Source organism: Mycobacterium sp. (assembly GCF_019243155.1).
GTDB lineage: Bacteria > Actinomycetota > Actinomycetes > Mycobacteriales > Mycobacteriaceae > Mycobacterium.
Genome location: NZ_JAFAUS010000314.1, coordinates 1 through 10,497, shown reverse-complemented (window position 1 = coordinate 10,497; position 10,497 = coordinate 1). Strand labels below are relative to the sequence as shown.

Sequence of the window (10,497 nt, the reverse complement as noted above, 5' to 3'; positions counted from 1 at the left end):
AGTGAACATCGGTGCCCCAGCGAGCAATTAAGCAGCCGACGCCGACTGCGGCGGCGCGTCGGCCCCGTGGCGCGCCGCGCCGGCTTCTGCTCGACGCCGCCCGGGCACTGTTCGCCCGGCAGGACTATCGCAGCACCACCACGCGCGAGATCGCCCAGGCCGCGGGCGTCACCGAACACCTCCTGTTTCGTAACTTCGGTTCGAAGGCGGCGCTGTTCCGCGAGGCGCTTGTCGTGCCTTTTGTGAGCTTCGTCGACGATTTTGGCCAAACCTGGCAGTCGGTGGTTCCCGAGGAGACCGACGAGCAAGAACTGACTCGGCTTTTCGTATCGCGGCTCTACGACGTCTTCGTCGAACACCAAGGTCTGCTTCTCACGCTGATGGCATCCGAGGCCTTGAGCGACGAGGAGCAAGCCGATGCCGGCATCGCCGAGATCCGCAGGGCGATAACGGTACTCGGGCAAATCAGTGTCGAAGGAATGAAGTTGCGGGGACTGCGATCGGATCATCCCGACCTACCGGCCCACTCGACTGTGTCGATGATTGCCGGGATGGCCGCTCTGCGTTCGACCTACTTCGGAAGCAACCAACCGCCGCGGGAGGTGATCGTTGAGGAACTCGTTCAGGCACTCCTGCATGGCTTCTTGCACCGTAACGACTAACTGCTGCTTAGGGATCTAACAATGACAAGCGCCAACGCCGTCGAATTGTATTACGACCCATTCGATGTCGATATCGACTCGAACCCGTACCCGGTTTGGAAGCGCATGCGCGAAGAGGCGCCGCTGTACTACAACGACAAGTACAACTTCTACGCGCTGAGTCGCTATGACGACGTGGCCCGTGAATTGCACAACTGGGAGACCTATCGATCCGGCCGCGGCACCACCGCCGACATCTTGTTCGCCAACATCGAAGTGCCACCGGGCATTCTGCTCTTCGAGGACCCACCGCTGCACGATCTGCACCGCAAGCTACTGTCCCGGGTCTTCACGCCCCGGCGCATGCTGGCGGTCGAGTCATTGGTGCGGGGATTCTGCGTGCGCGAGCTCGACCCGCTGATCGGCGAGAAGGGATTCGACTTCATCGCGGACCTTGGCGCCATGATGCCCATGCGGACCATCGGATACCTGTTGGGCATCCCCGAAGACGATCAAGAGAAGATCCGGGACCGCAGCGTCGCCAACATCGAAATGGCCAAGGGCAGCGACCCCGCTGCGGTCGATGCGGATATTTTCGCCAACACCATCGCGCTGTTCGCCGAGTACATCGAGTGGCGGGCCGATCATCCGTCCGACGACCTGATGACCGAACTGTTGCGTGCCGAGATCGATGAGCCCGACGGCACGCGGCGGCCGCTGTCCAGGACCGAGGTGCTGTCCTACACCGCGATGATCGCCGGTGCCGGCAATGAAACCACCGCCCGCTTAATCGGTTTCATGGGACAGCTGTTGTCGGATCACCCGGATCAACGCCGCGAACTGGCTGTCGACCCGTCGCTGATTCCGGATGCGATCGAGGAGACACTTCGGTACGAGCCGCCGTCGCCGGTCCAGGCGCGCTACGTCGCCCGGGACGCCGACCTTTATGGTCGCGTGGTGCCCGAAGGGTCATTCATGTTGCTGCTCAACGCATCCGCCAATCGCGACGAGGAGCATTTCGACGATCCGGACCGCTACGACATTCACCGCAAGGTTGGCCACCTCAGCTTCGGGCAGGGCCTGCACTTCTGCCTCGGTTCGGCGCTGGCCCGGTTGGAGGCGCGGGTGGCCTTCGAGGAGGTCCTCAAACGCTGGCCCGACTGGGAAGTCGACTTCGCCAACGCCAAGCGGGCACACACCGCCAGTGTGCGCGGGTGGGCGCGGTTACCGGTCGTCACCGGCTGAGACCCGGATGCTCGAATGTGCGGCCAGCCGCACATTCGGCGCGACTAGGGAGTGCTCTCGTCCACCAACACCGCGCCGTCGGGCTGGTTTCCGAGCGTCTGCAACGGAATCTGCTCGCCGCGCACCGTCAGGCGAACGATCTCGGCTAGCTGCTTCGGGGCGTCGCACTGCAGATAATGATCGGCGTTGGGCACCACCCAGTAGCGGTTACGCCCGGGCTTGTTCTTCAGATACGCCTGCCATACGTGGTTGGGGACCCGCAGCGGGGAGACATTGTCGTGTAGTCCCCACACCACCGTGGTGTTGACATCGCTCGCGGAAAGCGCTTCCAGCCAACCCGTTTCGTCCGCGGCGCGCTCATGCAGATATTGGATGGTGTCCGGCAGCACGCGGATTCCGTCGTTGTGGGCGAAGCATTTGGCCATTGCGGCGATTTCGGGATCTTCCAGCGTGCGCCGCGGCATGAAAGTGCTGGCTCCCATGCCGGCCGCCAGCATTTCCGGCGTCGCGGCCGCAGCGGTAGCGCGTCCCGTTGCGGAGTCGAGCAGCGCGGTCTGGAACGCGGTGAGATTGGAGAGCGGAAGGTAGATGTTGGCGTTGGTCAAGATGAGGTCGAGCGGTTGCGCCGACTGGTCTTGTGCGGCCAGCATGCCCAGCGAGATCATGCCGACGCTGCTCCCGCGGTCGTGGGTGAGCATCCGGTAGTCGGACAGCTTCCATGCCTGCGTGATCGCGTAGACGAGCAGTCGCGCGTCGTCGTAGAGCGAATACACATAGGGCTCGGACGGCTTGTCGGACAATCCATAGCCAGGGAAGTCCAGCAGGTAGATGTCGAACTCCGAACTCAGCTCGGCCGCCAGGGCGAAATAGTCGATGCTCGACGTCGGGAAACCGTGCACGAGCAACAATGCCGGCGCCCCGGGTGTGCCGCAGCGGCGACTGAAGATGGTGACCTCTTTGGAATCGTTGGCGGCAGTTGTCGACCGCCAGCGCATTTCCGCGCCGCCGCTTTGCCATTCCGCGAAGATGTCCATTGGATTCACGGGCAGGTTACGTGGACGCCGAATGTGACCTGCCGCATTACGCTTTCACCCGGAGTCGTCGCCTGGCCCGTCCCGGTCACCGTGTAGCTCTTGCCGTCTTTGGTTGCCTGAACCTGGGTCGGCGACTTGGTCGCCTGATAGGGCAACTGATATTGGTCGTTTCCGATCTTCAGCGAAATCGCGAAGCCGTCGACTGTGGGCGGCTTTTCATCGGACACGGCCAGTGACACCGATGCCGAATCGTCGTGAACGTTGATGCGCGTGGTGAGGTCGCCCGACTCGGGAGGCGACGCGCTCGGTTGTGCCGCCGAGTTGATGCAGTCGACTCCGGCGATCATCGTGTGCTTGTTTCCGTCAATCATCACGGTTGTGCTGAAAGCAACCGGATTTGAGCTCGAGGTGGCCGCGGGGCGGCTTCCGTTGCTCGAACAACCGGATAGACCAGCCGTCAATGTGACCACGGCGGCCCCGACAGCCGCGAGAACCATCGGCCGCCCTAGGCGGCAGCAACTCCGGTTCGCCATCTCACCCCTCCCTCATCAGAGCGTCACGAGGACTATAGGGCTCCTTCATTTCCGGAAGGTCTCACGTCTCTGGCCCTGAGTCAACCGCGGCGCTACAGGTCAGGGCCACGTTTCCCAACTGATCATGCTCCGCAACGGCCCGACGAATACGGGCCGAACGGCGCCCGAACGCCACCGCTGCTCGAGGATGGGAGCTAGGGCGTCGGTGGTGGCCAGCGGGTCGTCGTCCAGGTAAATGACGGAGATGTACTGGGGGTCCGTCCGCCAGCCACCGGGAAGATGGCTCCATCCGGTGCTTGTCCCGAATGTCCATGCGCCCGCGGTGCCGGGCACGGCAAGCAATTCGGGATAGTGCTTGGCGTGCAGCCATTGCAGCCAGTCGTTCGGACGAGCATCGGTCGCCTCTTCAACGATCAGCACTACACCGCGGTGCGGGCGGAACGGCACTACCTCGGCCGATATCTGTGCGGCCGGGGAGGACTGCCACTGCAGCAGCCGCAGGCCGGCCACCTGCAGCGACGGCCGGATGACGGGGAAGCGGCCGTTCTCGCGCAGCGCGCGGCCGAGCGCGACGAATTCGTCGAAGGTTTCCTCGACCGGATCGCCGACCAGGTAGTGCACCACGTTGCCGATTTCGCCCAGGGGTCCTTGGGCTGCCAGACGGCGGTCGAGGTAGTCACCGTCGGCGATCCAGCGCAGGCCGCACACGATGCCGGGAATTTGGTATTGCTCCGGCATGTGATCCAGCAAATGCCAACGCAGATAGCTGCCGTCGTCATCGGCCACCGGGGTGAGGCTGAAAATGCCCGCCTTTACGCGACAGTTGCTCATCCCTGCATGAAACCTCCGGCGTCGACGGGGATCGATTGGCCAGTGATGGTTCGGCTTTCGTCGCCGGCCAGAAACAACGCCAGGTTGGCGACGTCCTCCGGAGCGGAAATATCCTGTAACGCAACACCTTTGAGGTACTTGGCGCGTAGGTGATCGACGTCGACACCCTGCTCGTCGGCTGTGCGCTGCACCCAGTTGCGCCACAAGTCGGTGTCGATGGCGCCGGGCACTATGCAATTGCACCGGATGCCGTACGAACCGACCTCCAAGGCAACGGCCTTGGTGAAAGCGCGAAGCGACGCTTTGGCAGTGACGTAGTGGGACTTGCGGACGACGCCGGAGTAGCTCGCCGTTGAGGAGAAGTTCAGGATCACACCGCGGCGGCGTGCCAGCATCGACTGGTTGAGGACTTCGCGGGTGCACAGCATTGCCGCGGTGACATCGACGGCGATCGTGGAGTTCCAGTTGTCCAGGGTCTGCTCCCAGATCCAGCGGTCCTGCCCGGGCGCGGCGGCGTTGTTGCACAAGATGTCGACGTGGCCGAACTCGTCGACCGCCCGCGCGACCATGGCCGCGACGTCATTCTCGTCGGTCACGTCCGCGCGCATCGCGATCGCACCCGGGCCGGCCGCGGCCGCGGCCTCGCGAACCAGCTCTTCGCGTCGCGCGGCGAGTAGCACTCGAGCGCCTTCCCGCACGAACAGCGAGCCGAGCACGGGTCCAAGTCCGGTGCTCGCCCCAGTCACGATCGCGACCTTGCCGTCAAGCCGGCCGGTCACCGCGTGGTCTTCCCAGGCTGATTCATGCCGGGTAGATTCTAACAGTGCTCGAATCTGGTTCATGCCGATCTGCCATTGCGAGTAGTGGGGTGTCGCAATGACAGCCGCGGTCCGGCGGCCCTACGGTGAATTGGACCGCGCTCGCGTGGTGGCATCCCTGCGCAACCTGGTCGGACGGGTCGGCGTGCAGGGCGTGACGATGCGGGAGCTGGCGCTCGAACTCGGCGCCGCGGTGCCGTCGGTCTACTACCACGTTCCCGGTAAGCGGGCCGCCCTGGACCTGCTCGCGGAATTGGTGCTGGATGACATTCCTGTTCCCGAGACCGGCACCTGGGATGTCCGGCTCGTCGAACTCTATTGCGCCGCGCGCGAAGTGATCCTTTCGGTGCCGGGAATCGCGGCCGTGCTGCAAACCAGCGGCGGCGGCGAATCAGCCAGGCGACTCGACAAGCACAGCCGCTCACTGCTTGCCCAAGCCGGGCTCACCAAAGCGGCTGCGGCAGCCTCGCATTCGGTGTTGTACACCTACCTGCTGGGCTCGATAAGCCTGGAGGAGTCCCGCGCCGTGCAGCGTGGCAAGCGTCAGGCCGCCAACCGTTTTCGGGCGGGCCTCGACGTCGTCATTGCCGGAATCAAGGCCTCTTTGGAGAATCGATGAGCAATCAAACGCCCCCGCTGGTGAAATCCCTGATACCCGAGAACCAGGAAAGCGCGGCCGACCGCGACGCCGCGGCGGTGCTGAATCCCGACACGTTCGTCCAAGGCACCCCGTACGAGGCGTTGAGTCGGCTGAGGGCAACGGCTCCGGTGCATCCGGTGCAATTGCCCGGGCTGCCCCGAGCCTGGCTCTTGACCAGGCACGCCGACGTGCGAATGGCCAGTCGGGACACCGAGACCTTCAGCAGCAAGATGGGCAACACCTTGGTCGTGGCCGAAGCCGGACCGAATTCCGCGATGCTGCCAGGCATCGATCCGCCCCGTCATGTTCACTTTCGCAAGCTGATCAATCAGGGCTTCACCGCTCGCAACGTGCTCAGGCTGGAACCGCGAATGCGGGCGGTGGCCCGCGACATCGTCGCCGATATCATCGACAAGGGCGAATTCGACGCCGTCACAGACATTTCCGCGGAGATGTCGCTGCAGGTCATCGCCGACGTGCTCGGGGTGCCGCCCGAGGACCGGATGGACGTCTTCCGGTGGAGCAATGCCATCGGGAGCTTAGGTATCGAAGACCCCGACTACGCCCCCACGCCGGAAGCACTCGGCAAGGCGGCGGCCGAGATGTTCTCGTACTGCAACGAACTGGTGGACCACCGGCGCAAACACGGTCTCACCGACGACATCTTGTCGGCCTTGCTGGCCGCCGAGGTCGATGGTGACAAACTCAACCGCGACCAGCTCAACGAATTCTTCCTGCTGCTGGCGATCGCCGGAAACGAGACCACCCGCAACACCTTGAGCCACGGTGTGCTGGCGCTGTCCGAACACCCTGGCCAGCAAGCACTGCTCGCCCGTGACGCCGAAGCCGTCAAGCCCGCGGTCGAGGAACTCTTGCGTTGGGCGACCCCGGTGATGCACTTCCGGCGCACCCTCACCCGTGACGTCGAGATTCGCGGGCAACGGATCCCGGCCGGCGACTGGGTGCTGATGCACTACCTGTCTGCCAATCGCGACGAGGACGTCTTCGATCGGGCCGACGAATTCGACATCGCGAGGCCGGACGTCGGTCATGCCGCATTCGGGGGCGGGGGAGTGCACTTCTGCCTGGGCGCTCAGCTGGCCCGTCTCGAGTTGCGAGTCATGCTCGAGGAGTTGTACCCGAACGTGCCCGGCCTGACGGTCACCGGGCCACCCGACCGGTTGCGGTCGTCGTTCTTCCACGGCATCAAACGACTGCCGTGCGGCGTGAATTAGGCTCTCGCACGCTCGTGCTGGCCGCCTTCCCGGCGGAAGCAGACGCCGTGCTGTCCCATACCACACTCGATACCGATCCCGTGGTGGTCGCCGACCGTCGGCACTTCTATCTCGGCTCGATCGGCGGCAAGAAGGTGATTGTCGCGATGACCGGCATCGGCCTGGTGAACGCGACCGACACCACCGAGACCACCTGCGCGCGCTTCTCCGTTGCCGCGGTGGTGTTTTCGGGCGTTGCCGGCGGGGGAGGGCGCACGAAGATCGCGGATGTGGCCATACCGGCGCGCTGGACACTCGACACGGGGACCACCTTTCATCCGGTGGATCCCGGCATGCTGGCGACGGCCGGGAAGCTCTCCGTCGCGCTGGAAAGCGTTGCGCGGCGGATCAATCTGCGACGGCAACCGCGACTGATCGTCGGCGGCGACGGTGGCAGCTGGGACAACAACAATGGTGTGGCGTTTCCCTGCATCCCTGGCGGCGGTGACGTTTTCGGCTGTCAGCCCCGCAACGCGCCTCATCGTTCCCGTCGCTACACCGGTAACTTCGAGCAGGCGGGCATGCCTTGGCTGCGAACCGCCCTGATCAGCAACATCAACATCGCGTCGACTGCGGACCCGGCCTTCGATGCGACCGACATGGAAACCGCTGCCGCGCAGGCCGTTGCGGACGCGCACGGTGTCCCGTTCATCGGCATCCGCGCCATCACGGACGGGCCCGGCGATCCGCTTCACCTGCCGGGCTTTCCATTCCAGTTCTTCTGCTACAAGCGCATCGCCGCGCGCAACGCCGCCCGCGTATCCTCGGCGTTCCTGCGGGAATGGCCAGGCGCCTGAACGTTATCCGGCACCGCGGGCGACGGCGTGTGAGGGATCCGAACTCCATTCAGACCACGACCCGGGATACAACGCCGCCGCGCGGCCCATGGCGGCGAGGGCCGCGATCGCGATAGTGGCGGTGACACCCGAGCCGCAATAGACGCCCACACTCTCGTGGCGATCGATGCTCCGGTCCGACAATAGTTGGGAGAGTGCGTAATCGCCCAGGAAGGTGCCGTCGGCGGCCAGGACCGCGCCGCTGGGGAGGTTCTTGGCCCCGGGTATGTGACCGCCGACGGGGTCGAGCGGCTCGACGTCGCCGCGATAGCGCTCGGGTGCACGCGCATCGAGCAGCGTCACGGTGTCCGCGCCGACCTGCTCCGACGTCAACGTGGGGCGATTTCCCGCGTACAAATCATCTTGCGGCACAGTCACATTCCCGGGCTCGGGCGTAACCGGACCGCTCTGCAGCTCGTGTCCGGCGGACCGCCACGCAGACAGGCCGCCATCCAGAATGCGGACGTTCGGCAGCCCGGCCGCGGTCAGCACCCACCATGCCCGCGCGGAACCCGCGCGATTCCAGTCGTCGTACGCGACTACCAGCGAGTCCTGCTGGACTCCCCAGCCGCGCGCCGCCGCTTCCAATGCGCGCCCCGACGGCAGCGGATGACGGCCGCGGCCCGAGATCGAGTGATCGCTGAGTTCGTCGTCGAGAGATACATACACCGCGCCTGGGAGGTGGCTCTCCAGGTAGGCCGCACGCCCGTCGGGTTCATCGACCCGCCATCGCACGTCCAATATGGTCACCGGATCGCCGGCCTCGAGGCGGGCCGCCAGTTCGGTGGCCGTGATGAGGACCTGGTCGCGTGAGTCCACGTGTTCTGCTCCTTCTCGTCCCCCACGAGCCTAACCAGCGCAGCAAGGGTAGGTGTTCGAGCACCGCATTGCCAGCAAATTGTCTCCCATCTAAAAACGATGCGGCGTAATGTCAAAGGTCATCGAGGCCGGCGATGGGAGCAAATCGTGGCGCGATGGTTTGTCGGGCGGCGAATTTTCACGACATGCTGCGCCGTCATCACCCTGTCCAGCGCCGCAGTCACGCCAACCGCCGAGGCAATGCCAAACACCCAGTGCGCGTTGGTGACACCCGTTGCCGAAGTCCACCACGTGTCCGAAGTACCCCCCGATTTCCTCAAGCTGCTTCCGCCCATCGCCGATGTCGGCACGCCCTTCAACTCCACCGATTGGGTCAGCAATCCGTCGTTGCCGTTTCGCCGCCTGATCCGCGCCGGCAACCGCGACACCGACTGGTTCATCTGGTACGAGCACGGCGGCGCCGGCTACTACTGGCAGGTGGTGGCCGCGCGCATCGTGCCGGGCAACGACGCGAAGGTGCTGGCGGATGCAGGCACGATCTCGGACACCCTGTGCAGGCTGACCGACGGCGTGTTTGCCGGACAGGTTCCGCCGTACCCGTCGGGGTCGTGGGGAACCTCAGACTTCTAGCGACCTTCATCGACCGATGGTCTGTTAAACCGACCACTGGTCGGTTATGCTCGTGAGCACGAGAGGGAGTAGTGCAATGAGCGCATCTGAGCAATCACGAATCCGCACCCGCATGTTCGCCCGCGTGATGGGGCCGTATCTCACTATCGTGCCCACCACGGTCGCGATACGCGGCTCCTACATGCAGGAACTCTTCAACGAATTCAAGGCCAACCCGATGTGGGCGTGGCTCTACGGCGCCATTCTGTTGATGGGCGGCCTTTTCATCATCGCGTTCCACCAATACTGGCGCGGCCTCGCGGCGATCATCGTGTCCGCCGTGGGCTGGTTCTTCCTGATTCGCGGCGTGCTGCTGCTGACGGTTCCGCGGGCCTACGACTCGGCCGGCAACGCCATCTACAACTCGGGTGCCTCCGCGGCGATCTGGGTGCTCTTCATCTGCCTCGCCTCCGCCGGGCTGTACCTGACGTACGTGGGCTGGAAACCGGAAACCCAGGCACCCGAATCTATTTCGGGCACAACGCAGGATCGCCCGGGTGCCGCGGGTAGTTAAGCATCCCGACGTACGCCGAGCGGAAATTCTTGATCGGGCGACCGAACTGTTCCTGCGCCGCGGGTATGACAATGTCAGTCTCAATGACCTGATCGCCGACGCCGGCGTTTCCAAAGGCGCCTTCTACCATTGGTTTCCGTCCAAAGAAGCGCTGATTACAGCCTTGGCCGAACGCAGCGCCCGGGTGGCTTTCACGGCTGTGGAAGATGCCGTCGCCACGTGTGACGGAGACGCATTGGCTCGGCTGAATGCCTTGTTGCAGGCGAGTTTTGATGTCAACCTTCAGACGGGCGGACCGGAGCAGCTGGCGGCGATGATATCGCTGCTGCGCCCGGACAACGCCCACCTGTACGGGCGAATAGTGGCGGTCGAGGAAGCGCTGTACATCCCGCTGTTCGCCCGGCTGATATCGGACGGGGTCAGCGACGCCGTCTTTGATACGTTCGATCCCGAAGGCGTCGCCGACATGATCTATGGCCTTGCGGCACGAACCAATTCGATGATCCTGAATGTTCTACATGCCGACGACGCGGGCGCACGGGAGCGCGCGATCGACTGTCTGACAACAAGATTTAGACTCCACGGGCTGGCGATCGACCGCATCCTCGGGCTGCCTGATGACAGCGTCGTCACACTGACGCGT

At 64.3% G+C, this 10,497-nt stretch carries 13 protein-coding genes; 8 read left to right on the top strand and 5 right to left on the bottom strand.

Annotation, left to right across the window (positions count from 1 at the left end):
- Positions 1-11: 11 nt before the first annotated feature.
- Both JOZ00_RS16035 and JOZ00_RS16030 read left to right on the top strand, forming a co-directional pair.
- Positions 12-662 (top strand): TetR/AcrR family transcriptional regulator, encoded by a 651-nt coding sequence (locus tag JOZ00_RS16035; RefSeq protein ID WP_293345221.1) that lies wholly within the window; start codon positions 12-14, stop codon positions 660-662.
- A 21-nt stretch (positions 663-683) separates the two neighbouring features.
- Complete coding sequence (locus tag JOZ00_RS16030) at positions 684-1,886, top strand: cytochrome P450 (protein WP_293345219.1); 1,203 nt, start codon at positions 684-686, stop codon at positions 1,884-1,886.
- Positions 1,887-1,930: 44 nt separating this feature from the next.
- Here the strand turns inward: JOZ00_RS16030 and JOZ00_RS16025 are convergent, their stop codons facing one another.
- The 4 genes from JOZ00_RS16025 to JOZ00_RS16010 all read right to left on the bottom strand — a co-directional run bounded on the left by JOZ00_RS16025 (position 1,931) and on the right by JOZ00_RS16010 (position 5,030).
- The gene (locus tag JOZ00_RS16025; protein ID WP_293345217.1) at positions 1,931-2,920 is read right to left on the bottom strand and encodes an alpha/beta fold hydrolase; all 990 of its coding nucleotides are present in this window, start codon (positions 2,918-2,920) and stop codon (positions 1,931-1,933) included.
- 5 nt (positions 2,921-2,925) lie between these two features.
- Positions 2,926-3,417, bottom strand: a complete 492-nt coding sequence (locus JOZ00_RS16020; protein WP_293345215.1) for a lipoprotein LpqH — start codon at positions 3,415-3,417, stop codon at positions 2,926-2,928.
- Between the two features lie 135 nt (positions 3,418-3,552).
- On the bottom strand, positions 3,553-4,284 hold the full coding sequence (locus tag JOZ00_RS16015; RefSeq protein WP_293345213.1) for a hypothetical protein: 732 nt from the start codon (positions 4,282-4,284) through the stop codon (positions 3,553-3,555).
- Complete coding sequence (locus JOZ00_RS16010) at positions 4,281-5,030, bottom strand: SDR family oxidoreductase (RefSeq protein WP_293345211.1); 750 nt, start codon at positions 5,028-5,030, stop codon at positions 4,281-4,283. Before JOZ00_RS16010 ends, JOZ00_RS16015 begins: the two co-directional genes overlap by 4 nt.
- 130 nt (positions 5,031-5,160) lie before the next feature.
- On the opposite strand from JOZ00_RS16010, the gene JOZ00_RS16005 reads away from it, so the two are divergent.
- The 3 genes from JOZ00_RS16005 to JOZ00_RS15995 are packed head-to-tail and all read left to right on the top strand — an operon-like array spanning position 5,161 to position 7,813.
- Positions 5,161-5,721 carry a TetR/AcrR family transcriptional regulator C-terminal domain-containing protein gene (locus JOZ00_RS16005; protein ID WP_293345209.1) on the top strand — a complete coding sequence of 187 codons (561 nt, stop codon included), beginning with the start codon at positions 5,161-5,163 and terminating at the stop codon, positions 5,719-5,721.
- The gene (locus JOZ00_RS16000) at positions 5,718-6,977 is read left to right on the top strand and encodes a cytochrome P450 (protein ID WP_293345207.1); all 1,260 of its coding nucleotides are present in this window, start codon (positions 5,718-5,720) and stop codon (positions 6,975-6,977) included. The genes JOZ00_RS16005 and JOZ00_RS16000 overlap by 4 nt, the downstream gene beginning before the upstream one ends.
- The gene (locus JOZ00_RS15995) at positions 6,962-7,813 is read left to right on the top strand and encodes a hypothetical protein (protein WP_366022339.1); all 852 of its coding nucleotides are present in this window, start codon (positions 6,962-6,964) and stop codon (positions 7,811-7,813) included. The genes JOZ00_RS16000 and JOZ00_RS15995 overlap by 16 nt, the downstream gene beginning before the upstream one ends.
- 3 nt (positions 7,814-7,816) lie before the next feature.
- Here the strand turns inward: JOZ00_RS15995 and JOZ00_RS15990 are convergent, their stop codons facing one another.
- The gene (locus tag JOZ00_RS15990; protein WP_293345205.1) at positions 7,817-8,671 is read right to left on the bottom strand and encodes a sulfurtransferase; all 855 of its coding nucleotides are present in this window, start codon (positions 8,669-8,671) and stop codon (positions 7,817-7,819) included.
- A gap of 147 nt (positions 8,672-8,818) precedes the next feature.
- Here JOZ00_RS15990 and JOZ00_RS15985 point away from each other — a divergent pair, with 147 nt between their 5' ends.
- The 3 genes from JOZ00_RS15985 to JOZ00_RS15975 all read left to right on the top strand — a co-directional run.
- Complete coding sequence (locus JOZ00_RS15985; protein ID WP_293345203.1) at positions 8,819-9,301, top strand: hypothetical protein; 483 nt, start codon at positions 8,819-8,821, stop codon at positions 9,299-9,301.
- A 76-nt stretch (positions 9,302-9,377) separates the two neighbouring features.
- Entirely contained in the window at positions 9,378-9,854 is a 477-nt protein-coding gene (locus JOZ00_RS15980; RefSeq protein ID WP_293345201.1) for a hypothetical protein, read from the top strand.
- The coding region (locus JOZ00_RS15975; RefSeq protein ID WP_293345199.1) for a TetR/AcrR family transcriptional regulator at positions 9,838-10,497 on the top strand (660 nt) is incomplete at its 3' end. The genes JOZ00_RS15980 and JOZ00_RS15975, both read left to right, overlap by 17 nt.

Excerpts from the sequence above, each read along its gene's own strand:
- JOZ00_RS16030 (WP_293345219.1), top strand. The coding sequence starts at position 684 with ATGACAAGCGCCAACGCCGTCGAATTGTATTACGACCCATTCGATGTC.
- JOZ00_RS16025 (WP_293345217.1), bottom strand. The coding sequence starts at position 2,920 with ATGGACATCTTCGCGGAATGGCAAAGCGGCGGCGCGGAAATGCGCTGG.
- JOZ00_RS16020 (WP_293345215.1), bottom strand. The coding sequence starts at position 3,417 with ATGGTTCTCGCGGCTGTCGGGGCCGCCGTGGTCACATTGACGGCTGGT.
- JOZ00_RS16015 (WP_293345213.1), bottom strand. The coding sequence starts at position 4,284 with ATGAGCAACTGTCGCGTAAAGGCGGGCATTTTCAGCCTCACCCCGGTG.
- JOZ00_RS16005 (WP_293345209.1), top strand. The coding sequence starts at position 5,161 with ATGACAGCCGCGGTCCGGCGGCCCTACGGTGAATTGGACCGCGCTCGC.
- JOZ00_RS16000 (WP_293345207.1), top strand. The coding sequence starts at position 5,718 with ATGAGCAATCAAACGCCCCCGCTGGTGAAATCCCTGATACCCGAGAAC.
- JOZ00_RS15980 (WP_293345201.1), top strand. The coding sequence starts at position 9,378 with ATGAGCGCATCTGAGCAATCACGAATCCGCACCCGCATGTTCGCCCGC.